Below are 23,466 nucleotides of genomic sequence, written 5' to 3'. Positions count from 1 at the left end.
GGTTACAACAAGAAGGCGACCTGACATGATTCAGATGCAGACTAACCTCGACGTGGCGGATAATTCCGGCGCACGTCGTGTCATGTGCATCAAGGTGCTGGGCGGTTCCAAGCGCAAGTACGCTTCGGTCGGCGACATCATTGTCGTCTCGATCAAGGAAGCGATTCCGCGTGGCCGCGTAAAGAAGGGTGACGTGATGAAGGCGGTTGTCGTTCGCACCGCCAAGGACATCCGTCGCGCCGATGGCAGCGTCATTCGTTTCGACAGCAATGCAGCTGTCCTGATCGACAACAAGAAAGAGCCGATCGGCACCCGTATCTTCGGACCGGTTCCGCGCGAACTTCGCGCCAAGAACCACATGAAGATCATCTCGCTGGCTCCGGAAGTACTCTAAGGGGGCGATGGCTATGCAAAAGATTCGCAAGGGCGACAAGGTCGTCGTACTGACCGGTAAGGACAAGGGCCGTACCGGCGAAGTCATCCAGGTGATGCCGAAGGAAGATCGCGCGGTCGTGCGCGGCGTCAACATGGTCAAGCGCCATCAGCGCCAGACCCAGGCGCAGGAAGCCGGCATTATCACCAAAGAAGCCTCGATCCACCTGTCCAACATCGCGATCGCCGACCCCAAGGACGGCAAGCCGACCCGCGTCGGTTTCAAGATCGAAGGCGACAAGAAGGTCCGGGTGGCAAAGCGTTCGGGAGTTTCGATCGATGGCTGAGACCAAGTATGAGCCGCGGCTCAAGAAGGAATATGTCGAGCGTATCCGCAAGGCGCTGCAGGAGCAGTTTTCCTACGCCAACGAGATGCAGATCCCGCGCCTCGACAAGATCGTAATCAACATGGGTGTTGGCGAATCGACGGGCGACTCGAAGAAGCCTACGGTTGCTGCTGCCGATCTGGCTGCTATCGCCGGTCAGAAGCCGGTCATCACCCGTGCGCGCAATTCCATCGCGGGCTTCAAGCTTCGCGAAGGCATGCCGATCGGCGCCAAGGTCACCCTGCGCGGCGTTCGCATGTACGAATTTCTGGATCGCCTCGTGAACATCGCGCTGCCTCGCGTACGCGACTTCCGTGGTCTGAACCCGAAGTCCTTCGATGGTCGTGGCAATTTCGCCATGGGCATCAAGGAGCACATTGTGTTCCCTGAAATCAACTACGACAAGGTTGATCAGATGTGGGGCATGGACATCATCGTTTGCACGACGGCCGCTAACGACGACGAAGCTCGCGCTCTGTTGAAAGAGCTGAACTTCCCGTTCCGTCAGTAATCCGTAACGACAAGCGTAAAGAAGGATAACTGTTATGGCGAAAACGAGCGCAGTTGAAAAGAACAAGCGCCGCCGCAAACTGGTTGCCAACCAGGCCGCAAAGCGTGCGGCTCTGAAGGCAATCATCCAGAACCAGTCGCTTCCGATTGAAGATCGGTTCAAGGCCACCCTGAAGCTTGCCGCCCTGCCGCGCAATGGCTCCAAGACCCGCATCCGCAACCGTTGCGAAGTCACGGGCCGCCCGCGCGCATTCTATCGTAAACTCCGCATGTCGCGTATCGCGCTGCGTGAACTCGGCAATCTCGGCAAGGTGCCGGGCATCGTCAAGTCGAGCTGGTAAGGAGACGGGTACATGGCAATGACTGATCCGCTGGGCGATATGCTCACCCGTATCCGCAACGGTGCTGCTCGCCGCAAGTCGAGCGTTTCCACGCCGGCTTCCAAGCTGCGTGCACGCGTTCTCGATGTCCTTCAGGCCGAAGGCTACATCCGCGGTTACTCCGAAGTCGAGTTCGACAATGGCAAGGCCGAGTTGAACATCGAACTGAAATACTATGAAGGCGCGTCCGTGATCCGCAAGATCGACCGCGTCTCCAAGCCGGGCCGCCGGGTTTATGTCTCGGTCAAGTCCATTCCGCAGGTCGCGAACGGTCTCGGTATCACCATCCTTTCGACCCCGAAGGGCGTGATGGCCGATCACCAGGCACGCGAACAGAACGTTGGTGGCGAGCTTCTTTGCTCTGTCTTCTAAGGCAGGCAAGGAAACTCCATAGCGAACAGACAGGATAGAAAATGTCTCGTATCGGTAAAAGACCCGTTCCGGTTCCCGCTGGTGTCTCGGCTTCTGTTGATGGCCAGAAGGTTTCCGCAAAGGGCCCGAAGGGTGAACTCTTCTTCGTCGCAAACGACGAGGTTTCCGTGAAGCTGGAAGACAACGCCATTGTCGTCCAGCCGATCAATCAGTCCAAGGACGCTCGGTCGAAGTGGGGCATGTCCCGCACGATGATCGAAGGCATCCTCAAGGGCGTCAAGGACGGTTTCGAGCGCAAGCTCGAGATCAACGGCGTCGGTTATCGTGCGTCCATGCAGGGCAAGAACCTGCAGTTGGCGCTCGGTTTCAGCCACGACGTGGTCTATCAGACCCCGGAAGGCATCACGATCGCTGTTCCGAAGCCGACTGAAATCATCGTCAGCGGCATCAACAAGCAGCAGGTCGGCCAGGTTGCCGCGGAAATCCGCGAATACCGCTCCCCCGAGCCCTACAAGGGCAAGGGCGTCAAGTATGCCGAAGAGCGGATTGTCCGCAAAGAAGGCAAGAAGAAGTAAGGATCACGCGATATGGCTAGCAGGAAAGAAACACTTGCACGTCGTGCCAACCGCGTGCGCCGTCAAATCAAGGCGGTCGCCAACGGCCGTCCGCGCCTGTCGGTTCATCGCTCGTCGAAGAACATCTACGTACAGGTCATCGACGACGTGGCCGGCAAGACGCTTGCGTCCGCCTCCACGCTCGACACCGATCTGCGCTCGTCTTTGAAGACGGGCGCCGACGCGGCAGCCGCTGCTGCCGTCGGCAAGCTCATCGCTGAGCGTGCCGTCAAGGCTGGCGTCAAGGAAGTGGTCTTCGACCGCGGCGCCTTCATCTATCACGGTCGCATCAAGGCTCTTGCCGAGGCTGCCCGTGAAGGTGGTCTGAGCTTCTGATCGTTGTTGGCGGGCCTCGTGCCCGCCATTCGACAATCAGTGGGTAGTGGTCGCCTGTCCGAAATGGGCAAGGCGATCTTTTGACAATCTGCCGATTGCACCCGGAAAAGAAAAAGGAAAAGGACAATGGCACAGGAAAGAAGGGGCCGCGAGGATCGCCAGCCCCGTGAAGAGCGCGACAGCGAATTTGTCGACAAGCTCGTAGCAATCAATCGCGTCGCCAAGGTGGTGAAGGGCGGCCGTCGTTTCGGCTTTGCAGCCCTCGTCGTCGTCGGCGACCAGAAGGGCCGCGTTGGCTTCGGCCACGGCAAGGCCCGTGAAGTTCCGGAAGCGATCCGGAAGGCCACCGAATCCGCCAAGCGCGACCTCATCTTCGTTCCGCTGCGCTCCGGCCGCACGCTGCACCACGACGTGCACGGCCGCCACGGCGCCGGCAAGGTGCTGCTGCGTTCGGCCAAGGCCGGTACCGGTATCATCGCCGGTGGTCCGATGCGCGCCGTTTTCGAAACGCTCGGCATGCAGGACGTCGTCGCCAAGTCGACCGGTTCGTCGAACCCCTACAACATGATCCGTGCGACCTTCGACGCGCTCAAGAGCCAGATGCACCCGAAGGACATCGCGGCACAGCGCGGCATCAAGTACGCAACGCTGCAGGCCCGCCGCGCTTCCGCCGGCGTCGCTTCCGAAGAATAAGGGAGCTTGAACAATGGCTAAGAAAGAAGCTGCAACGAAGACGGTCACCGTCGAGCAGATCGGCTCGCCGATCCGCCGCCCGGCCGTCCAGCGCCAGACGCTGATCGGCCTCGGTCTCAACAAGATGCACCGGGTTCGCACGCTGGAAGATACGCCTTCCGTGCGTGGCATGATCCGTGCCGTCCAGCACCTCGTTCGCGTCGTCGACGAGAAGTGAGGGAGATAAGCTCATGAAACTGAACGAAATCAAGGACAACGAAGGCGCAACCCAGAACCGCAAGCGCGTCGGTCGCGGTATCGGTTCGGGCTCCGGCAAGACCGGCGGCCGCGGCGTCAAGGGTCAGAAGTCCCGCTCGGGCGTCTCGATCAACGGCTTCGAAGGCGGCCAGATGCCCATCTACCGCCGTCTGCCGAAGCGCGGTTTCAACAACATCTTCGCTTCCGAATTTGTCGTTGTATCGCTCGACCGCCTTCAGAAGGCGATCGACGCAGGCAAGCTGGATCCGAAGGCAACGGTCGATGCAGCAGCCCTGAAGGCTGCCGGCGTGATCCGTCGCGCCAAGGACGGCGTTCGCATCCTCGCCGACGGTGAGCTGAAGGCGAAGCTTTCGATCGAAGTCGCCGGCGCCTCCAAGGCGGCCGTCGAGAAGATCGAGAAGGCCGGCGGCAACGTGAAGCTGCTTTCGGCTGCTGCCGAGTAAATTTCGAATTTTTGAACGCCCGGAGTGCTTCATTCCGGGCGTTCTTGCTCCCATATGAGAGCCTCACACTGGCAGGCGAAGCACGCTTCGTTTGTTTCTCGGGAGTTTAGACCGCGGTGAGGCCTGGATTGCTTGACAATCCCCGTTCTGCCCGGTTTACCCTCCGTTCCGCCTGCTTCGCCTTTCGGTCGGGCCGGCAATGAAATTCAGGCGTGCCATTGAGCCGGGCGGAAGCCGGGCAGGGGGCGCGCCGCAACGGATCAGCCGTTGTCCGGGCCTGGGATCCCTTCCTCCGCTTCGGGCATGGTTACGCGGAGAAATGCATGGCTTCGGCAGCGGAACAACTTGCCTCCAATCTCAACTTTTCGACCTTCGCCAAGGCCGAGGATCTGAAGAAGCGCCTTTGGTTCACCCTTGGCGCGCTGCTGGTCTACCGGCTTGGGACCTATATCCCGCTTCCGGGCTTGAACGCGGACGCGTTCGCCCGTGCCTTCCAGGGGCAGAGCGGCGGTATCCTTGGCCTGTTCAACATGTTTTCCGGCGGCGCCGTCGAGCGGATGGCGATTTTCGCGCTGGGCATCATGCCCTACATCTCCGCCTCGATCATCGTTCAGCTGATGACGTCGGTCGTTCCGGCGTTGGAGCAGTTGAAGAAGGAAGGCGAACAGGGTCGCAAGATCATCAACCAGTACACCCGTTACGGCACCGTCCTGCTCGGCGCGTTGCAGGCCTACGGCATCGCGGTCGGCCTCGAAGGCGGTGAGGGACTGGTGGTCGATCCGGGCTGGTTCTTCCGCATCTCGACGGTCATCTCGCTGCTCGGCGGCACGATGTTCCTGATGTGGCTCGGGGAGCAGATCACCTCGCGCGGCATCGGCAACGGTATTTCGCTGATCATCTTCGCCGGGATCGTGGCGCATCTGCCGACTGCGTTGGCCGGAACCCTCGAACTTGGCCGGACCGGCGCGCTGTCCTTCGGCGTCATTGCGGCCGTCGTCGTCATGGCCGTCGGCGTGATCGCGCTGATCGTCTTTGTGGAGCGCGCGCAACGTCGCCTGCTGATCCAGTATCCGAAGCGCCAGGTCGGCAACCGCATGTTCCAGGGCGACACTTCGCACCTGCCGCTGAAGCTCAACACCTCGGGCGTGATTCCGGCGATTTTCGCCTCGTCGCTGCTGCTGCTGCCGGCGACACTTGCCGGCTTCAGCAATACGACCGAGCTGCCCGGTTGGGCAACGACGATCATTGCCTCACTTGGCCATGGCAAGCCGCTCTACATGGTCTTTTATGCAGCGATGATTGCGTTCTTCGCCTTCTTCTATACGGCGATCGTGTTCAATCCGAAGGACACCGCCGACAATCTGAAAAAGCATGGCGGCTTTATTCCGGGAATCCGCCCGGGCGAGCGCACCGCCGAGTACATCGACTACGTGCTGACCCGTATCACGGTGCTCGGCGCCATCTATCTCGTCTTCGTTTGTATTCTTCCGGAAATCCTGATCGCGCAGACCGGCGTGCCGTTCTACCTTGGTGGTACGTCGCTTTTGATTGTTGTCAGCGTCACCCTTGATACTGTAGCACAGATTCAGGGTCACCTGATCGCACAGCAGTACGAGGGGCTGATCAAGAAGTCGAAGCTGCGCGGAGGTAAGAGGGGACGATGAGACTGATATTTTTGGGGCCGCCGGGTGCCGGCAAAGGCACGCAGGCGAAGCTCCTGACGGAAAGGCACGGAATTCCCCAGCTTTCCACCGGGGACATGTTGCGCGCCGCCGTCGCGGCGCAGACGGAGGTCGGCAAGCGGGCAAAGGCGGTGATGGATGCGGGGGAACTTGTTTCCGACGCCATCGTCAACGAGATCGTCTCCGATCGAATCGATTCGCCGGACTGCGCCAGGGGGTTCATTCTGGATGGTTACCCGCGCACCGTGCCCCAGGCGCAGGCGCTCGACGAAATGCTTGCCGGCAAGGGCATCGGCCTCGACGCGGTCATCGAGCTGAAGGTTGATGAGGCGGCACTGGTCAGGCGCATGGAGACGCGTGTCGCCGAAACTATTGCCGCCGGCGGCTCCGTCCGCTCCGACGACAATCCGGACGCCTTCCGGCGGCGGCTCGCCGAATACCGTGAAAAGACTGCGCCCTTGTCGAACTACTATGCGACAACCGGAAAGCTGCAGACAGTCGACGGCATGGCGGATGTCGATGCGGTGACCAAAGAAATTGGCAGGATCCTGGCTTAAGTCGGACCATTGCCAAAACGGGCGGCCGGGGTTGACTTTTCCGGCCGATTCCCCTTAAGACAGCGCCAACTCGCGGCATTTAAGCGATCGGCGCGGATTCCTCAGAAGAATGAGGTCCGAGTGCGGTCGCTTTTGACGTGTCTCGAACTTCTAATTGAACGAGCGGCCATCGGCCGTATGACGAAGAAACCCACTTGCCGGATGGCAACTGGAAGCAAGGAGAACAGGCGTGGCTCGTATCGCTGGCGTCAACATCCCGACTGCAAAGCGCGTCGTTATCGCGCTGCGTTACATTCACGGGATCGGCCCGAAATTCGCACAGGAAATCATCGAAAAGGTCGGCATTCCGGCGGAGCGCCGCGTGCATCAGTTGACTGATGCCGAGGTTCTGGCGATCCGTGAAGCCATCGACCGTGACTATCAGGTTGAAGGCGACCTGCGTCGCGAGACCTCGATGAACATCAAGCGCCTGATGGACCTCGGCTGCTACCGCGGCCTGCGTCATCGCCGCAGCCTTCCGGTTCGCGGTCAGCGCACGCACACCAACGCACGTACCCGCAAGGGTCCGGCGAAGGCGATCGCGGGCAAGAAGAAGTAATTTCCCGCAATCGGGAAATTGGAGGCTGGCGCCTGCGCCGGCCTCTTTTGAGTTTCGAGCGGGATCTTGGTCGCTATGCGGTGGCCGTCTTTGAAGGTCGTCCCGGTCGGTGGAGCTGCTGGTATTACGGCAGTGACGATATCGCCGCACGAGCCCCAGGGTTCGGGCAAACAATAATGCAGGGCAGGGGCGTGAATGCCTCCACCCGGTGGAGCCGCTGGAACTACGGCGGTGTAGAGATCAACGAAAGGACTACCCATGGCCAAGGAAGCCGCACGCGTCCGCCGTCGCGAACGCAAGAACATCACCTCCGGTGTTGCTCACGTCAATTCTTCGTTCAACAACACAATGATCACCATCACCGACGCACAGGGCAACGCCATTGCCTGGTCGTCGGCCGGCGCCAAGGGCTTCAAGGGTTCGCGCAAGTCGACCCCGTTCGCGGCCCAGATTGCTGCTGAAGACTGCGCCAAGAAGGCCCAGGAGCACGGCATGAAGTCGCTCGAAGTCGAAGTCTGCGGCCCGGGTTCCGGCCGTGAATCGGCTCTGCGCGCCTTGCAGGCTGCCGGCTTCATGATCACCTCGATCCGCGACGTCACGCCGATCCCGCACAACGGCTGCCGCCCGCGCAAGAAGCGCCGCGTCTGATCATTCAAATTCGTCATGCCGGTGAGCGCGGTTGGCGCGCTCCTCCCGGCTCTTCAAGGCTCGGCCGTCACGATTGGATGGTGGCGGCGAACGGAAGGCAAAAGATATGATCCAGAAAAACTGGCAGGAACTGATCAAGCCGAACAAGGTGGAGTTCGCCTCCTCCGGTCGCACCAAGGTATCGCTCGTCGCAGAACCGCTCGAGCGCGGCTTCGGTCTGACGCTCGGCAACGCGCTGCGCCGCGTGCTTCTGTCGTCGCTGCGCGGTGCTGCTGTCACCGCGGTCCAGATCGACGGCGTACTGCATGAGTTCTCCTCGATCCCGGGCGTCCGGGAAGACGTGACGGACATCGTGCTCAACATCAAGGAAATCGCCATCAAGATGGACGGCGATGATTCCAAGCGCATGGTCGTGCGCAAGCAGGGTCCGGGCGTCGTTACCGCCGGTGACATCCAGACGGTTGGCGACATCGAGATCCTCAACCCGAACCATGTGATCTGCACGCTCGACGAGGGCGCGGAGATCCGCATGGAGTTCACCGTCAACAACGGCAAGGGCTACGTTCCGGCCGACCGCAACCGCGCCGAAGACGCGCCGATCGGTCTCATCCCGGTCGACAGCCTCTACTCGCCGGTCAAGAAGGTGTCCTACAAGGTTGAAAATACCCGCGAAGGACAGGTTCTCGACTACGACAAGCTGACGATGTCGATCGAGACCGACGGCTCCGTCACCGGCGAAGACGCGATTGCGTTTGCCGCCCGTATCCTTCAGGACCAACTGTCGGTCTTCGTCAACTTCGACGAGCCGCAGCGGGAGACCGAAGAAGAGGCGGTCACCGAGCTTGCCTTCAATCCGGCGCTGCTCAAGAAGGTCGACGAACTGGAACTTTCGGTCCGTTCGGCGAACTGCCTGAAGAACGACAACATCGTCTACATCGGCGACCTGATCCAGAAGACGGAAGCGGAAATGCTCCGCACTCCGAACTTCGGTCGCAAGTCGCTGAACGAGATCAAGGAAGTTCTCGCTTCCATGGGCCTGCATCTCGGCATGGAAGTGCCGGCCTGGCCTCCCGAGAACATCGAAGATCTCGCCAAGCGCTACGAAGACCAGTACTAAGCAACAAAAAGGCAGGGTTTTTCGCTGCCTTTCCCCGTCAAACAGCAGGCGTGATGCCTGTATGTGCCAGGAAACGGCAGGACCGATGCGATATCGGGAGCCCTGCGCAGAAGGAGAATAGCAATGCGCCACCAGAAAGCCGGCCGCAAGCTGAACCGCACCGCCAGCCACCGCAAGGCGATGTTCGCCAACATGGCTGCTTCGCTCATCACCCATGAGCAGATCGTCACGACCCTTCCGAAGGCGAAGGAAATCCGTCCGATCGTCGAAAAGCTCGTCACCCTCGGCAAGCGCGGCGACCTGCACGCTCGTCGTCAGGCGATTTCGCAGATCCGTGACGCTGCTGTCGTTTCGAAGCTGTTCGATGCGATCGCCTCGCGCTACGCCACCCGCAACGGCGGCTACCTTCGCATCATGAAGGCCGGCTACCGCCAGGGCGACAACGCTGCACTGGCCGTCATCGAGTTCGTCGACCGCGACGTCGCCGCCAAGGGCGCAGCCGACAAGGCCCGCGTCGAAGCCGAGGCTGCTGCCGAAGCTGCTTGAGTTCAGGCAACGGAATGAAATGAAAAGGCCGGGTGCGCAAGCGCCCGGCCTTTTTTGTTGTCAGACTTGCTGACACAGACCTGGTGGGCCAAGTTGCTTGGCAGCGACCGCAGATAGCGGAGAAGAGGCGCATGAAGCGGTTGCTTTGCTCGATTGCATTTGGATTGGCCGCCGCGAATCCAAGCTTGGCGTGCACTGTGCCTAAGCCATTCAAGTTGAGCATTTTGAGGAGCGCTGAAGTGGTGATCCGGGCAAAGGTAGTTGGTTATACGCCGGCGACATTCGGGCGATCGGTGCTGGAGCTTGATACAATTGAGAGCCTTACCGGTACTTTTAAGCACGTGAAACATTGGACCGCGACGTGGGTTCATGCCACAGGGCGCGATGAATGGGCTCGCTCGGCGCAAGTTATCGTGGGTTTGCGCGCCGTGATCGACCGCGATGGTGTTCCGGTAATTGAAATCGTTGATGACGTTTGTCGAGGACCATCAATCTTGGATGATACACCCGAGAATTTGAATTCGGTTATGGATTTATTGCGAGAGCCGCCAGCAAAACAATTGCGCTAGGTGCGGGCTTACAATGCCCGCTGGTAGCTTGTTCGTGCGGTTTGTCCGCGTCGCCACTGGTTGAAGTGCGGGCGAAGCGGTCGCCAGATGAGAAGTGCTGCAATGATCGCGATATAGATCATCGGCTCCGGCCCCACGATCTTCACCGACATCGCAAAGTGCAGCGCACCGGCGGCGGCGATGACGTAGACGAGCTTGTGCAGCTTGTTCCAGCGCGAACCGAGTCTGCGGATCGACCTGGAGTTAGAGGTCAGCGCGAGCGGGATCAGCATCGTCAAGGCCGCCATGCCGATGGTGATGAACGGGCGCTTGGCGATGTCCGCAACGATCGTCGGAAAGTCGAAGTACTTGTCGAGGATGAGGTAGGTCGAAAAGTGCATGACCACGTACCAGAAGGCGAGCAGCCCGAGTGCGCGGCGATAGCGCAGCCAGTTGATGCCGAACAGGTCGCGAAGCGGCGTGATGCAAAGCGTGGCGATCAGGAAGCGCAGCGCCCAGAGGCCGAGCAGGTGCTCGAACTCCTTGATCGCATTGCCGGGCAGTTGGCCCGTGGCGCCGAGATAGAAGCCGTAGATGGCCGGAATGAAGCCGAACGCATAGAGCGCCCACACGGAAGCGCCGTGGTATTTTCGGGGCAGGGCGGGGATCGCGGCCATCATCAGAAGTTCTTCACAAGGTCCATGCCGGCATAGAGGCTCGCGACCTCGTCGGCGTAGCCGTTGAAAGGCAGGGTATCGCGCCGGCTGCCGCCGAAGAAGCCGCCTGCGCCGATCCGGTTCTCCGTCGCCTGGCTCCAGCGCGGATGGTCGACCGCCGGATTGACGTTGGCGTAGAAGCCGTATTCGTTCGGCGCGGCGGTGTTCCAGGTGTTCGGCGGCTGCTTGTCGGTGAGCGTGATCTTCACGATCGACTTGATGCCCTTGAAACCGTATTTCCACGGCACAACAAGGCGGACCGGCGCGCCGTTCTGGTTCTGCAGCGTCTTTCCATAGAGCCCGACGGACAGGATCGTCAGCGGGTGTCGGGCTTCATCGAGCCGAAGCCCTTCCACATAGGGCCAGGGAAGCGGCTGGAAGTAGCCGGATTGACCGGGCATCTGCTCCGGTCGGACGATCGTTTCGAAGGCGACATACTTGGCGCTTCCGAGCGGTTCGACCTTGTCGAGCAGGGTTGTCAGTGGGAAGCCGATCCAGGGGATGACCATCGACCACGCCTCGACGCAACGCATGCGGTAGATGCGTTCCTCGAGCGGGAACGCCAGCAGGTCATCGAGACCGAACTCCCGTGGTTTGGTCACCATGCCGCCGACAGTCACCGTCCATGGCTTCGGCTGGAAATCGCCGCTGTTGGCCGCCGGGTCACCCTTGCCCATGCCGAACTCATAGAAGTTGTTGTAGTTCGTCACATCCTTTTCCGGCGTCGGTGCTTCGCCGGCCTTGAATGCGGAAGCGGAGGCCTTCAGCGCAGCCGCGTGCGCGCTGTCCGCCCACGCGATAAGCAATCCGCCGGCGGCGGCCCCGACAAAACTGCGCCGGTTCATGAAAATGGCCTCAGGGGTGATCTCGTGGGCGGCGATCTTCGGTGGGCGGTAGGCGGTCATGGCGGTTTCCTCGAAGGAACAAATCGGGCCCGATTGTCTTAATGGGCCGAATGACACCAAAGTTTCAATCACGAAGATAGGGGGCGAACGACCACGATTTCGTGCGCGGTCCGTGAGTCATTTTCGCACCCGGCAGCATTGGTGCATTTGCCTTTTTTCGTGCCAAATCTTATCTGAACGTGGCGGCAACGAAAGGGAGAATCTTTGATGAAATTCGGCCATGGCCTTGCGACGGCAATCCTTCTTCTGCTGCCGGTCTGCGCGCCCGCTCTCGCACAGGAAAAATCCGTGCCCGCCTCGCAGGTGGAGATGCAGCTCTCCTTTGCGCCGCTGGTCAAGAAGACTGCGAATGCGACGGTCAACGTCTATGCAGAACGCGTGGTGGAGCGGCGCTCGCTCTTCAACGATCCCTTCTTCGACGAGTTCTTCGGCCAGCGTATGCCGAACCGGTCGCAAAAGCAGGCCTCGCTCGGCTCCGGCGTCATCGTCGGTGCGGACGGCATCGTGGTGACGAACAATCACGTCATCGAGGGGGCCGACGACATCAAGGTGGCGCTTGCCGATGGTCGCGAATATCCCTGCAAGGTGCTTCTAAAGGACGATCGGGTCGATCTTGCCGTGCTGAAGATCGAATCGAAGGACGCATTCGACACGCTTCCGCTTGGCGACAGCGACGCCGTCGAGGTCGGCGATCTCGTGCTGGCGATCGGCAACCCCTTCGGCGTCGGCCAGACCGTGACGAGCGGCATCGTCTCCGCGCTGGCGCGCAATCAGGTGAAGGCCGGCGATTTCGGCTTCTTCATCCAGACCGATGCCTCGATCAATCCCGGCAATTCCGGCGGCGGCCTGATCAACATGAAGGGCGAGCTGATCGGCATCAACACGGCGATCTTTTCGCGCGGCGGCGGCTCGAACGGCGTCGGCTTCGCGATCCCCGCAAACCTCGTCAAGGTTTTCGTGGCCAGTGCTGTCGGTGGTCGGACCACTTTCGACCGTCCGTTTGTCGGCGCGACGTTCGATGCCGTGACTTCGGATGTCGCCGAAGCGCTTGGGCTGAGCAAGGCGCGTGGCGCGCTCGTGTCGAAGGTCCTGCCGGGCAGCCCGGCGGAAAAGACCGGCCTGAAGGCGGGCGAGGTGATCACCGCCGTCAACGGTATCGCCGTCGAACATCCCGATGCGCTCGGTTATCGGCTGGCGACGGTCGGCATCGGCGGCACGGCGAAGCTGACGGTCAGCGACGGCGGCAAGGAGGAGGTGTTGACGATTGCGCTCGATCGCGCCCCCGAATCGACCCCGCGTGACGAGCGGTTGATCGAGGGGCGCAATCCGTTCTCCGGCGCCGTGGTGGCCAATCTTTCGCCGCGTGTTGCCGAGGAACTGCGCATGCCTGCAAGCTCCGTGGGGGTTGTCGTGACCGACATCAACCGCGGATCGCCGGCCGCCCGTATCGGCCTTCAGCCACGCGATATCATTGTCGAGCTGAACGGCACCAACGTCGCGTCCACCGAAATCCTCGAAGGTCTGGTTTCCCAGGATCCCTCCGTCTGGCGGGTCGTGATCGAGCGCGACGGCCAGCAAATTCGCCAGTATTTCCGATGACGGACCTGTTCGCCCCCTCCGAGCCGGAAGGAATGGCCGCCAAGCGACCGCTAGCCGATCGCCTGCGGCCGCAGTCCCTGAGCGAGGTCACGGGCCAGGAGCATCTGACGGGGGATGATGGCGTTCTCTCCCGGATGATTGCTTCGGGCTCGCTCGGCTCCATGATTTTCTGGGGACCGCCGGGTACCGGCAAGACGACGGTCGCCCGGCTGCTTTCGGGCGAGGCGGGGCTCGGCTTCGAGCAGATTTCGGCAATCTTTTCCGGAGTTGCCGACCTGAAGAAGGTGTTCGATACGGCCCGGCAGCGCCGGATGGGCGGCCGGCAGACATTGCTGTTCGTCGATGAGATCCATCGCTTCAACCGCGCCCAGCAGGACAGTTTCCTGCCGGTGATGGAGGATGGAACCATCATCCTTGTCGGAGCGACGACGGAAAACCCGTCCTTCGAACTCAACGCGGCTCTGCTCTCTCGGGCGCGCGTGCTGACTTTCAAGCCGCACGACGAGGACAGCCTCGAGGAACTGCTCAAGCGGGCCGAGGCGACGGAAGGAAGGTCCCTGCCGCTGGAACCAGATGCGCGCGCCTCGCTGCTGCGCATGGCTGACGGTGATGGCCGGGCCGTGCTGACGCTGGCGGAGGAGGTCTGGCGTGCGGCGCGCCCCGATGAGGTCTTCGGCCAGGATGATCTCTTCCGCGTCGTGCAGCGGCGGGCGCCGGTCTATGACAAGGGGCAGGACGGTCACTACAACCTGATTTCCGCTCTGCACAAATCGGTCCGCGGTTCGGATCCCGATGCCGCCCTCTATTACCTCTGCCGCATGTTCGATGCCGGCGAGGATCCGCTGTTCATTGGCCGCAGGCTGGTCAGGATGGCGGTGGAGGACATCGGCCTGGCCGATCCGCAGGCGCTTGTGGTCTGCAACGCCGCCAAGGACGCCTACGATTTCCTCGGCTCACCAGAGGGAGAGTTGGCGCTTGCCCAGGCCTGCGTCTATATCGCCACGGCGCCGAAATCGAATGCCGTTTACACGGCCTTCAAGGCGGCGACGCGTGCGGCCAAGGAAAACGGGTCGCTCCTGCCGCCGAAGCATATTCTCAACGCGCCGACGAAACTGATGAAGGGCGAGGGCTACGGCGACGGCTACCGCTACGACCACGACGAGCCGGACGCCTTTTCCGGCCAGGATTATTTTCCCGAGAAGATGGGTCGGAAAACCTTCTACGATCCGCCGGAGCGCGGCTTCGAGCGGGAGATCCGCAAACGGCTGGACTGGTGGGCAAAGCTCAGGCGTGATCGCGGCTGAGCACGTCCGGCTCCGCGTTCAGGCAGTGGCGGTGATGCGAGGACCTGCGGCCATTTTCGGCTTCGATACGACCCGGATCGAGGATTCAGCCTTGCCTGCATGCCCCTCCATGTCGACGACGACATGCCAGTGGGCGTCCTTCGGTATCGTCAGCCGTATCGGCGATTTCTTCGCCACGCCGCCGAGGAACTGGTGCTGGCGCGCGTTCTTGAACCGATCGAAATCATCATTGGTCATCAGGCGCACGTTCGCTATGGCCGAAAGCGTGATCTCGATCGTGACGCCGGCACGGATATCCTTGAGGTCATAGTGGGTGAAGGGAAAACTGATCTGCGCCATTGCCGCCCTGCCGTGTCATCACTCCGCGGTAATATGCGGCTCAGCCGTTAAGGATCAGTTGGCAGTGCAGGGCAAATTGCGCACAGCGTGGCGCGGCGACCCGTTGCTGTGGAGAAATGGAAACGGCGACGGATCGGCCGCCGGAGCCCCAGAGCCACAGCGCCAGTTTCCCGCGACAGCGGCGCGATCGTCAGTTCTTGCTGTCGTCGAATTTGGGCGGCGCGATCGGGTCGCTCGCGGGAAACGATTCCTCGAGCGCTTCGTCGAGATAGTCATTTTCCGCCTTTCGCTTCGCCTTTTCATCCTCGGACGGTTTTGGCTGCCTCGGTTGCTTTGCCGGCTGCTTTCCTTTGGTCATCACAAGCTCCCGTGTTGGCGTTGTTCGGCCATCGTGCGGTTACTCTTTGTCGATCAACGCCAGAATGCGCCTCTGTACGTCTTGATCCTGGGTGCGGATCGCTTCCATCAGGACGGTGAGTCTACCACGAAGGCCGTGGATCTGGTCGAGAAGCCGCATGGCAACGTCCACACCGTCGACGTTGACGCCCATCGGTCCCACGAGGTCCTGGATCAGGCGCGCCCGTGCCAGGTCCGCTTCATGGAAGATACGCATTCCGTTCTGCTCTTCCGGGACGAGCCAGTGGTGATCGACCCAGAAATCGAGGACTGCGATCTCGATTTCGAGATTGCTGCAGAATTCGGTGTCCTTCATCTCAGCCTCCCATGTGTTTGCGCGGCCGCTGTGCCTTTCCGGCTTCCCAGCCCTGAACGAAGGCGGTGAGGTCGGGATCCGCTGCGGTCGGCAACATTACCTGCAAGGTCACGTAGGCATCGCCGTGCCCGCCGCTCGGCTTGTGCAGGCCTTTGCCTTTCAGTCGCAGGACCTTGCCGGTGTTGGAGTTCGCCGGGATCGTGACGTTGACCGCGCCGTCGAGCGTCGGTACGCGGATCTTGCCGCCAAGCACCGCCTCGGACAGGGAGATCGGAACCTCGTAGCGGACGTCGTCGCCATCCTGCTTGTAGAAGGAATGGGGGCGTACGCGGATTTCGATGCGGGCATCGCCTGCGGGGGCGCCATTCATTCCCGGCTCACCCTTGCCGCGCAACCGCAGCGTCTGGCCGTCGCGTGTGCCGGGGGGAATTGTCAAATCGATCGGCGGGCCGTCGGGCAGGCTGATCTGCTTCTTCGCGCCGTTCGCGGCCTCGAGGAAGTCGAGCTCCATGGAAAAGTAAGCGTCACGCCCCTTCGTCTGGCGCTGACCGCGGCTGCGCCTTGAAAAGAAACCGGAGAAGATGTCGTCGTCGGCGCCGAAATCCGAGAAGCTGTGCGCGCTCTCGTATCGACCGGCCGTATCGCCCGCCGATGCGTACTCGCGATAGAAGTGCCTGGGTGGCGTCTCCGCGCCGGTCTCGTCGATCTCGCCGCGGTCATATTTCCCGCGCTTCTCTTCGTCACCGAGCAGAGCGTAGGCCGCCGAGACGGCCTTGAACCTGTCCTCGGCACCCTTGTCGCCGGGATTGAGATCGGGATGCAGCTTCTTGGCAAGCCTGCGATAGGCACTCTGAATGTCCTTCTGGGTCGCGTTCTTGCCGACGCCAAGGACCTCGTATGGGCTGCGGCTCATTCGTTCTTCCCTCGAACCATGACATTTGCATCGTGGACAACGGCCGGTACAGGAAACGTGTCACGTCTTCGCCCTGATCTCAACCATAGGGCAGGGAACGGGAATGGACAGGGATGCGGCAACTCATTCGCCGGTTGGAGTGCCAGCAAGGTTACCTGGTGACACTAGCTGCGCTGCAGGACAATGTCGCTGGTCGCGACGTCCTTTCCTGTCGTCAGGTCCTTGTCGACGGTTCGCAGCCTGAGGCCGCTGGCGCCGATCTTCTCGATCGTCATCTGCGCCGACCGGTCGCCGTTGACGATCCGGCTCCAGCGGACATCCAGGTTGATGGAATCTCCCTGCCGGTTTCCGGAAAGCGTGGAGCGGCGGCCGGTCGGACCTATGTAGATACCTGTGTAGTGCCCGGCGTCGACATTCAGCGCTGCGGAGATTGTCCGGCTGACCACGAGAAGGCCGCGGCACGTCGCCTTCATTTCGATCGACGCGCCATCGGCCGTAGAGACGAGGCGGCACTTGACGTTGATCGCGGGCCTGCCGATGCGGGTGATGACCGTACCCTTGCCGCTCCAGTTGCCGGTGAGCGAATTCAGAAACGCCGTTTCGTCGGCCATGACGGGATGCGCCGCGAGCAGCAACAACAGACAGCGCGGAAGGATCTGCGATACACGCACCATGGGTCTGTTCCGGTAATCTTCGATAGCCGGTGACGAGAACGCTATGGTCCATCTTGTCTCAAACACGGCGCGAAGGCGAGCGGTTACCACCTGCTTCGATTGGTGGATGCGACTGAAGCCGATCGATCGGACGACACACAGCGTCGCCCTGTGCCGGTGCGGCCGATGCTGGTGGCGCGATCACGGAAGTCGGGAAATTCACCGCGTCAATATCGGTTCGGGTCACCGTGTCCAGCTCCGTGCCATTCCCCGGGCCGGCACCGATGAACCGGTTCATCGCCTGCGAGCTGTTTGCGGGACAATTAGGCCAGTTTGTTCTTGCCGCTGGACAAGAGACGAAAGCGTTCGACGGCCAGGGCCGTCGAACGTGACAATCGGGTCGTCGATTTTACGAGAAGAATCTCAGCTGGATTGCCCGCCGACCCAATTGTGCCAATCTTCCACGCTGCCGCGGAAAACGTTGAGGTCGATTTTCTCGCTGACGCCATGCGACAGGCCGGAGCCGGAATACTGCCAGAACACCCACTTGCGGCCCGGATAGCGCTTCGACGGGTGGGCGGCGACCGAACGCAGCCAGAACGGGTAGTCGAGGAACTCGCCGCTGAGATTGTCGGCATAGAAGTCCGGAGCGGTGTAGATGATCGGTCGCTGGCCGTAATGGCGTTCCAGCTTGTCCATGAACACCTGCATCTTTTCCAGCACCTTGGCGCGCGATAGCCGCTTTTTGCAGCTGGATTCGGCATTGTATTCGACGTCGATCACCGGCGGCAGCGCGCCCGGCTCCTTCGGAACGTTGCGGATGAACCAGTCGGCCTGCTCGCCGGCCGTTCTGCACCAGTAGAAGAAGTGGTAGGCGCCACGCTTGATCCCGGCGTCCTTCGCCCGCTGCCAGTTCTTCCTGAACATCGGATCGAGGTGGTCGCCGCCGTCCGTCGCCTTGATGAAGGCGAAGTTCGCCCCCTGCTGACGCAGGGTCACCCAGTCGATTTCGCCCTGCCAACGCGACACGTCGACGCCATGGACGGCATGATTGCGCGGCGATGTCTTGCCGAAATTGATCGGCTTGGCGTCGCGGAAGCGCTGGCCGTAGACCTTGCTGCGCCCACCCGGTGCCGAACCGATCGCCGGTGCCGCGGGCGCCAACGTCTGCAACGGCCGTTGCGAGGGGATCGCCATCCCGGCCGTCCGCGTCACCGCCTCGAACGCCTGCTGGTCGGGCACCTGTCCCGCCCAGGCGAGCTCCGTCTGCTGCTCGCTGTCCTGTGCGGCGGCGACCTCACCGATACTCGCTGCGGGCATCGCCGAAGCGGCCCTGGCGACTGAACTCGTCGTCTCCCGGGACGGGCGCTTGGCCTGGGTGTCATCGCCACCGAATCTGCCCCCGCAGCCCGCGAGTGCCAAACCGAGAAGGAAGATTGCTGGAACAGCCGATAAACGCATGGAAACCCGCTACGCAAAACAAACAGACGGCATCGAATGCGCCGTCCGGGACCATTGGAACGTCAAGGCTAACGGGTAATTACCAACAAAGACTTAATCCGATCTTTATACAAATCGGGGCTCCTGCCGACGGGTGAAGGGTGAGGCCGGTCGGTTTCCAGACCTTTGTCGCGTTTTCGAGATGCCGCACACCGACAAGGCGAGGGAGCACCTTTGCCCGCATCGAGGGGAAGTAGGGCGATAGCAGAAAAGTGATCGCTCAGGCAGCGAAATGGCCGGGATGCCCGGCCACTTCATTGGGACGGTTTATGGCGTCCGGTGTTCGATCAGACGCGACGCCCGCCGGGCGAACGGGCATGTCGCCGCGTGGAGAGGTCCTCATAGTAGACGGACGTCCGTGCCTGTGCATGACAACGGCACCGGAAATCGGTGCGAAGTGCAAATGCGTATATTTTGCGTTGCTTTACGAGCAGCACGGGAAGGGCTATTGTTGCAGTACCCGTGGGGGGCGGCACACGATGAAGCGCCTCGTCCCCGTGTGCGGCCCGACCATCTGCGTCGAATTCAACATGGTCGCCGTGTTCATTTAATTTCAAGAAGTTGGACTGGCGCGCGCTTGCGGGCTCTCTGTGCTCAAAAGTAGAGGAGGTTCTTGCCATGCTCTCAGACCTTCATTGTGCTGGATTCCTCTCACCAGGGGAGGTTGAGCGGTTGCAGAAGGTGCTCGACGAGATCTGTCTGAACGAACATGTCGCCCATCATTCCGCCTTATGTGACGAAGTCGGAAAGCAGATCGTCTATCTCTATCGAAGCGGCATTCGAGAATCGACCGAGATCCTGGCGATCATGGAGACGCGTTTCCGCCGTCACTAATTCAGAGCCATCCCCCTGAGAAACCTGCCCTGCGCAACCCGGCAACGATCGGCTCGCATCGACGCATGGTGTTCCACAGCAGGCCCGTCCGATAGTTTTCGATCATCAGCACGACCGGGCCCTGATCGATGCCGAAATGAAAGGGACTGACCCACCATTTGGCCGACTTCCCTTCAACAGGAAAAGACGGGTTGAAGGAGGGCTTGAAGCCATAGAGCCGGGTCATGCCCAGGTCCATCTGCGCAAAGTTCCTGACGGTGGGAACGACGATCTCCGGTGCAAATGGAAGCGATGCGACGACGACCCATGGCGACACGGTTCCATCGTCCGGGCCAAATGGCGCGCCGCGCGCTAGGTAGTCGAAGAACTCCCTTTCCACGCCGTCAACGTTCCTCTTGATCCACCCGGGACCGTCGCTGGCCGTAAAACCCCAACAATGTTCTCCGTAGCCAGAAAAATGCAGGGGATTGCGGATGGCGTACTCTTGGTGGACGTAGGTGGCGTGGCGGCTGTTCTGAAAGTAGTCGCTGTCATGTTCACGCATGAAGTCGTCGCGGATGCTGCGAAAGTCGATCCACATGTGTGACAGTTGGTGGGTGAACAGCGGGCCGGAGTAAAGCAACTCGCGACCGTAGATATTTCGCCATTCGTAGCTCTCGGTGTAGGCGACATAGGATTCCGGCGGCAACGGGTGCGTTGGCGACCCCAGCCCAAGGATGTAGAGCAGCAGGCCCTCGTCGTATCCCCGCCAACGATGGGGAAGGAATCCGCTCTCAGGCTTCCAGCCGTGCGTCAGCGTCAGACCGTGATCGCACGCCCAGGTCCAGTCGGCCCGCTCGTAGAGTTCATTGGCAAGATGGCGGACTTCGGTCTCCTCGGCGGCATCGCCGTCAAAGTACGTGGCCACCGTCAACGCGCCCGCGAACAGGAAGGCCGAGTCGATGGTGGACAATTCGCACTCCCAGACCCGGCGACCCGTTTCAATGTCGAGGAAGTGGTAGAAGAAGCCCTTGTACCCGGAAGCGTCCGTTTCAGGCCCTTGCTGGCAGGACAGCAGGAACTGCAGCCGTCGCCGCGCGATCTTGGCCGCAAACTCGCGGATGACGATGCCGCGCTCCACCACCACCGGAATTGTCGCGAGCGCCATTCCAATAGCGGCGATGCTCGCAGGCGTGTCGGGCGCCGTCTTGTCCCTCACGAGCCCGTTATCCGGATTGGTGCATTGAAGGTAGTATAGAAGCGTGGTGAATTGCAGCCGACCAAGATCCTGATCCGTCGGCATCCGATGCAATTCCGGAGCGGTCGAAGGCAGTTGGGACATCGCGCTATCCAGAGCCAAGCCGGAGATCGTCGCAGCGACCGCCTCCGGCAAGTGGCACCGTCGCATTACCGGTCAGGACGTCCACGCCGTCACATGTTGTCTCCTTCCGTGGACGTTTTCCGCGTCGCATCAGCGGGCGCCCTGGTGCCCCATTTCCAGCCACTGATGGAAGGCATGTCGTCACCGTGCTTCTCGATGTACTCGCGGTGCTCGATCAGCTTCGCCTGGATCGCCTGCTTGAAGTAGGCCGCACGCGCACCGAGCTGCGGCAGCCGGTCAATGACATCGCCGACGAGGTGAAAGCGATCGAGCTCGTTCAGAACCACCATGTCGAACGGCGTCGTCGTCGTTCCTTCCTCCTTGTAGCCGCGAACATGCAGGTTCGCGTGGTTGGTCCTGCGGTAGGTCAGGCGGTGGATCAGCCATGGATAGCCGTGGAAGGCGAAGATGATCGGCTTGTCCCTGGTGAACAGGGCGTCGAAATCCCGATCCGACAGCCCGTGCGGATGCTCTTCCGCCGGCTGCAGCTTCATCAGGTTCACGACGTTGATGACCCGCACCTTCAATTCGGGCAGGTGCTCCCGTATCAACTGGACTGCCGCAAGTGTCTCCAGGGTCGGAACGTCACCGCAACAGGCCATCACGACATCCGGCTCGCTGCCTTTGTCATTGCTGGCCCATTCCCAGATGCCAAGCCCCATGCTGCAATGCCGGACCGCTTCGGACATGGTCAGCCATTGCGGCGCGGGCTGTTTCCCGGCGACGACCACGTTGACGTAATTGCGGCTGCGCAGGCAATGGTCGGTGACCGACAAAAGCGTGTTTGCGTCAGGCGGCAGGTAGACGCGGATCACGTCGGCCTTCTTGTTGACGACATGATCGATGAAGCCCGGATCCTGATGGCTGAAGCCGTTGTGATCCTGTCGCCAGACATGCGAACTGAGGAAATAGTTCAGCGAGGCGATCGACCGGCGCCATGGAATCTCGTTGCACACCTTCAACCATTTCGCATGCTGGTTGAACATGGAGTCGATGATGTGAATGAAGGCCTCGTAGCAGGAGAAGAAGCCATGCCGGCCGGTCAGGAGATAGCCTTCCAGCCATCCCTGGCATTGGTGCTCGCTGAGAACCTCCATGATGCGGCCGTCCGGTGACAGATGATCGTCCTCGGGATAGATCTCTGCCATGTAGCAACGGTCCGTCACCTCGAGCACGTCCTGCCAGCGGTTGGAATTGTTCTCGTCGGGACTGAACAGGCGGAAGTTCTGGCTTTCCATGTTCGACTTCATGACGTCACGCAGGAACTTCCCCATGACGCGGGCGGATTCCGCCGTCTTCGCTCCAGGGCTTGGAACCTCGACGGCATAGTCCCTGAAGTCCGGCAGCTTCAGGTCGCGCAGCAGCAGGCCGCCATTGGCGTGCGGGTTGTCGCTCATCCGGCTATGGCCGGCGGGCGCCAACGATGCGATCTCGGGCCGCAGCCTGCCGGAGGCGTCGAACAGTTCCTCCGGACGATAGCTCTTCATCCACTGTTCGAGAATGCGAATGTGTTCCGGCTTGTCCATCTCGCCCATCGGCACCTGGTGCGATCGCCAGTAGCCCTCGCATTTCTTGCCGTCGATTTCCTTCGGGCACGTCCAGCCCTTCGGTGTGCGAAAGACGATCATCGGCCACGCCGGCCGATTCAGGTTGCCGTTGACGCGGGCGTCGGTCCAGATCGCCTTGATATCCGCCACTGCGGCATCGAGCGTGGTTGCCAGTTGCTGATGGACCTTGTCGGGCTCGTGTCCTTCGACGAAATACGGCCGGTAACCCATACCTTCAAAGAACTTGCGCAATTCGTCCTCGGGAATGCGGGCGAGGAAACATGGATTGGCGATCTTGTACCCATTGAGGTGCAGGATCGGCAGCACGCAGCCGTCGCGGGCCGGATTGAGGAACTTGTTGCCCTGCCAACCGGTCGCCAGCGGGCCGGTCTCCGCTTCGCCATCGCCGACGACGCACGCGACGATCAGGTCCGGATTGTCGAAGGCCGCGCCATAGGCGTGGCTGAGTGCGTATCCGAGTTCACCGCCCTCGTGGATGCTGCCAGGGGTTTCCGGGGCGACATGGCTGGGGATGCCGCCGGGGAAGCTGAACTGCTTGAACAGCCGCTTCATGCCCTCCGCGTCCTCACTGATATTGGGATAGAACTCGCTGTAGGTGCCTTCGAGATAGGCGTGCGCGACCAGCGACGGACCGCCATGGCCGGGGCCGATCACGTAGATCATGTCGAGCTTGTCCCGCTTGATGGCCCGGTTCAGATGCACATACAGCATGTTCAGGCCAGGGGATGTCCCCCAATGTCCGAGCAGGCGCGGCTTGATGTGCTCGCGTTTGAGAGGCTCACGCAAGAGAGGATTGTCGAGAAGGTATATCTGACCGACGGACAAATAGTTGGATGCCCGCCAGTATGCGTCCAACAGGCGAAGCTCTTCTGCGGCAAGAGCGTTTTCTGTTCGCGTATCGGTCGTCCGTTCTTGCTTGCCCTTGTCCGTCTTGTCCGGTTCCATCGAAGCCTCCTTGCCAAGTCGGATTGCGTTCGAGAAGTTGGTTGCTATCCCGCCGGGG

The 23,466-nt window shown here is 61.1% G+C and carries 30 protein-coding genes; 20 read left to right on the top strand and 10 right to left on the bottom strand.

Annotated elements, in window-relative coordinates; all coding sequences use genetic code 11:
* The first annotated feature begins 25 nt into the window (after positions 1-25).
* The 17 genes from rplN to J2Y48_RS18240 all read left to right on the top strand — a co-directional run bounded on the left by rplN (position 26) and on the right by J2Y48_RS18240 (position 10,081).
* Complete coding sequence (rplN, locus tag J2Y48_RS18320; protein ID WP_119258425.1) at positions 26-394, top strand: 50S ribosomal protein L14; 369 nt, start codon at positions 26-28, stop codon at positions 392-394.
* Between the two features lie 13 nt (positions 395-407).
* The gene (gene rplX / locus J2Y48_RS18315) at positions 408-719 is read left to right on the top strand and encodes a 50S ribosomal protein L24 (protein WP_310420845.1); all 312 of its coding nucleotides are present in this window, start codon (positions 408-410) and stop codon (positions 717-719) included.
* Positions 712-1,269, top strand: a complete 558-nt coding sequence (gene rplE, locus J2Y48_RS18310) for a 50S ribosomal protein L5 (protein ID WP_310420844.1) — start codon at positions 712-714, stop codon at positions 1,267-1,269. The genes rplX and rplE overlap by 8 nt, the downstream gene beginning before the upstream one ends.
* A gap of 34 nt (positions 1,270-1,303) precedes the next feature.
* Complete coding sequence (gene rpsN / locus J2Y48_RS18305; RefSeq protein ID WP_310420842.1) at positions 1,304-1,609, top strand: 30S ribosomal protein S14; 306 nt, start codon at positions 1,304-1,306, stop codon at positions 1,607-1,609.
* A 12-nt stretch (positions 1,610-1,621) separates the two neighbouring features.
* Positions 1,622-2,020: a 30S ribosomal protein S8 gene (rpsH, locus tag J2Y48_RS18300; protein WP_310420840.1), complete on the top strand. Its 399-nt coding sequence runs from the start codon at positions 1,622-1,624 to the stop codon at positions 2,018-2,020.
* A gap of 41 nt (positions 2,021-2,061) precedes the next feature.
* Positions 2,062-2,595 carry a 50S ribosomal protein L6 gene (gene rplF / locus J2Y48_RS18295; protein WP_310420838.1) on the top strand — a complete coding sequence of 178 codons (534 nt, stop codon included), beginning with the start codon at positions 2,062-2,064 and terminating at the stop codon, positions 2,593-2,595.
* A gap of 12 nt (positions 2,596-2,607) precedes the next feature.
* Complete coding sequence (rplR, locus tag J2Y48_RS18290; RefSeq protein WP_310420836.1) at positions 2,608-2,970, top strand: 50S ribosomal protein L18; 363 nt, start codon at positions 2,608-2,610, stop codon at positions 2,968-2,970.
* Between the two features lie 126 nt (positions 2,971-3,096).
* Positions 3,097-3,663 carry a 30S ribosomal protein S5 gene (gene rpsE, locus J2Y48_RS18285; protein WP_310420834.1) on the top strand — a complete coding sequence of 189 codons (567 nt, stop codon included), beginning with the start codon at positions 3,097-3,099 and terminating at the stop codon, positions 3,661-3,663.
* Between the two features lie 13 nt (positions 3,664-3,676).
* Positions 3,677-3,880 carry a 50S ribosomal protein L30 gene (gene rpmD / locus J2Y48_RS18280; protein WP_192244083.1) on the top strand — a complete coding sequence of 68 codons (204 nt, stop codon included), beginning with the start codon at positions 3,677-3,679 and terminating at the stop codon, positions 3,878-3,880.
* A 13-nt stretch (positions 3,881-3,893) separates the two neighbouring features.
* Entirely contained in the window at positions 3,894-4,364 is a 471-nt protein-coding gene (gene rplO, locus J2Y48_RS18275) for a 50S ribosomal protein L15 (RefSeq protein WP_310420832.1), read from the top strand.
* A 323-nt stretch (positions 4,365-4,687) separates the two neighbouring features.
* Positions 4,688-6,028, top strand: a complete 1,341-nt coding sequence (gene secY / locus J2Y48_RS18270) for a preprotein translocase subunit SecY (protein ID WP_310420830.1) — start codon at positions 4,688-4,690, stop codon at positions 6,026-6,028.
* Positions 6,025-6,603, top strand: coding sequence for an adenylate kinase (locus J2Y48_RS18265; protein ID WP_310420826.1), 579 nt, complete (start codon positions 6,025-6,027; stop codon positions 6,601-6,603). Before secY ends, J2Y48_RS18265 begins: the two co-directional genes overlap by 4 nt.
* Before the next feature lie 229 nt (positions 6,604-6,832).
* A complete protein-coding gene (gene rpsM / locus J2Y48_RS18260) occupies positions 6,833-7,201 on the top strand; it encodes a 30S ribosomal protein S13 (protein WP_310420824.1) in 369 nt (122 codons plus the stop codon).
* A gap of 258 nt (positions 7,202-7,459) precedes the next feature.
* Positions 7,460-7,849, top strand: coding sequence for a 30S ribosomal protein S11 (gene rpsK / locus J2Y48_RS18255; protein WP_023513823.1), 390 nt, complete (start codon positions 7,460-7,462; stop codon positions 7,847-7,849).
* Positions 7,850-7,955: 106 nt separating this feature from the next.
* Positions 7,956-8,966, top strand: coding sequence for a DNA-directed RNA polymerase subunit alpha (locus J2Y48_RS18250; RefSeq protein ID WP_310420821.1), 1,011 nt, complete (start codon positions 7,956-7,958; stop codon positions 8,964-8,966).
* A 123-nt stretch (positions 8,967-9,089) separates the two neighbouring features.
* On the top strand, positions 9,090-9,512 hold the full coding sequence (rplQ, locus tag J2Y48_RS18245) for a 50S ribosomal protein L17 (protein ID WP_310420818.1): 423 nt from the start codon (positions 9,090-9,092) through the stop codon (positions 9,510-9,512).
* A gap of 131 nt (positions 9,513-9,643) precedes the next feature.
* Positions 9,644-10,081, top strand: a complete 438-nt coding sequence (locus J2Y48_RS18240) for a hypothetical protein (RefSeq protein WP_310420816.1) — start codon at positions 9,644-9,646, stop codon at positions 10,079-10,081.
* 8 nt (positions 10,082-10,089) lie between these two features.
* Here the strand turns inward: J2Y48_RS18240 and msrQ are convergent, their stop codons facing one another.
* Positions 10,090-10,737 carry a protein-methionine-sulfoxide reductase heme-binding subunit MsrQ gene (gene msrQ / locus J2Y48_RS18235; RefSeq protein WP_310420886.1) on the bottom strand — a complete coding sequence of 216 codons (648 nt, stop codon included), beginning with the start codon at positions 10,735-10,737 and terminating at the stop codon, positions 10,090-10,092.
* Positions 10,738-10,739: 2 nt separating this feature from the next.
* Entirely contained in the window at positions 10,740-11,681 is a 942-nt protein-coding gene (msrP, locus tag J2Y48_RS18230; RefSeq protein ID WP_310420814.1) for a protein-methionine-sulfoxide reductase catalytic subunit MsrP, read from the bottom strand.
* A gap of 207 nt (positions 11,682-11,888) precedes the next feature.
* On the opposite strand from msrP, the gene J2Y48_RS18225 reads away from it, so the two are divergent.
* Both J2Y48_RS18225 and J2Y48_RS18220 read left to right on the top strand, forming a co-directional pair.
* The gene (locus J2Y48_RS18225; protein ID WP_310420812.1) at positions 11,889-13,280 is read left to right on the top strand and encodes a DegQ family serine endoprotease; all 1,392 of its coding nucleotides are present in this window, start codon (positions 11,889-11,891) and stop codon (positions 13,278-13,280) included.
* On the top strand, positions 13,277-14,584 hold the full coding sequence (locus J2Y48_RS18220; RefSeq protein WP_310420808.1) for a replication-associated recombination protein A: 1,308 nt from the start codon (positions 13,277-13,279) through the stop codon (positions 14,582-14,584). The genes J2Y48_RS18225 and J2Y48_RS18220 overlap by 4 nt, the downstream gene beginning before the upstream one ends.
* A gap of 18 nt (positions 14,585-14,602) precedes the next feature.
* Here J2Y48_RS18220 and J2Y48_RS18215 read toward each other — a convergent pair whose 3' ends face one another.
* The 6 genes from J2Y48_RS18215 to J2Y48_RS18190 form a co-directional block, all read right to left on the bottom strand.
* Positions 14,603-14,923, bottom strand: coding sequence for a DUF1883 domain-containing protein (locus J2Y48_RS18215; RefSeq protein WP_310420806.1), 321 nt, complete (start codon positions 14,921-14,923; stop codon positions 14,603-14,605).
* Positions 14,924-15,113: 190 nt separating this feature from the next.
* Positions 15,114-15,281, bottom strand: a complete 168-nt coding sequence (locus J2Y48_RS18210; protein WP_310420804.1) for a hypothetical protein — start codon at positions 15,279-15,281, stop codon at positions 15,114-15,116.
* A 39-nt stretch (positions 15,282-15,320) separates the two neighbouring features.
* Positions 15,321-15,635, bottom strand: coding sequence for a chaperone modulator CbpM (locus J2Y48_RS18205; RefSeq protein WP_310420802.1), 315 nt, complete (start codon positions 15,633-15,635; stop codon positions 15,321-15,323).
* A 1-nt stretch (position 15,636) separates the two neighbouring features.
* Positions 15,637-16,548: a J domain-containing protein gene (locus J2Y48_RS18200; protein WP_310420799.1), complete on the bottom strand. Its 912-nt coding sequence runs from the start codon at positions 16,546-16,548 to the stop codon at positions 15,637-15,639.
* 164 nt (positions 16,549-16,712) lie between these two features.
* Positions 16,713-17,222 carry a hypothetical protein gene (locus J2Y48_RS18195; RefSeq protein WP_310420797.1) on the bottom strand — a complete coding sequence of 170 codons (510 nt, stop codon included), beginning with the start codon at positions 17,220-17,222 and terminating at the stop codon, positions 16,713-16,715.
* Between the two features lie 402 nt (positions 17,223-17,624).
* A complete protein-coding gene (locus J2Y48_RS18190) occupies positions 17,625-18,662 on the bottom strand; it encodes a GH25 family lysozyme (protein WP_310420795.1) in 1,038 nt (345 codons plus the stop codon).
* 657 nt (positions 18,663-19,319) lie between these two features.
* On the opposite strand from J2Y48_RS18190, the gene J2Y48_RS18185 reads away from it, so the two are divergent.
* Positions 19,320-19,535 (top strand): hypothetical protein, encoded by a 216-nt coding sequence (locus tag J2Y48_RS18185; RefSeq protein WP_310420793.1) that lies wholly within the window; start codon positions 19,320-19,322, stop codon positions 19,533-19,535.
* A gap of 1 nt (position 19,536) precedes the next feature.
* Here J2Y48_RS18185 and J2Y48_RS18180 read toward each other — a convergent pair whose 3' ends face one another.
* Positions 19,537-20,856 (bottom strand): glucoamylase family protein, encoded by a 1,320-nt coding sequence (locus tag J2Y48_RS18180; protein ID WP_310420791.1) that lies wholly within the window; start codon positions 20,854-20,856, stop codon positions 19,537-19,539.
* Between the two features lie 89 nt (positions 20,857-20,945).
* Positions 20,946-23,408, bottom strand: a complete 2,463-nt coding sequence (locus J2Y48_RS18175) for a phosphoketolase family protein (RefSeq protein ID WP_310420789.1) — start codon at positions 23,406-23,408, stop codon at positions 20,946-20,948.
* Between the last annotated feature and the right edge of the window lie 58 nt (positions 23,409-23,466).

Source organism: Mycoplana sp. BE70 (assembly GCF_031455855.1).
Classification (GTDB): Bacteria; Pseudomonadota; Alphaproteobacteria; order Rhizobiales; family Rhizobiaceae; genus Mycoplana.
This window is presented reverse-complemented; position numbering and strand designations above follow the sequence as displayed.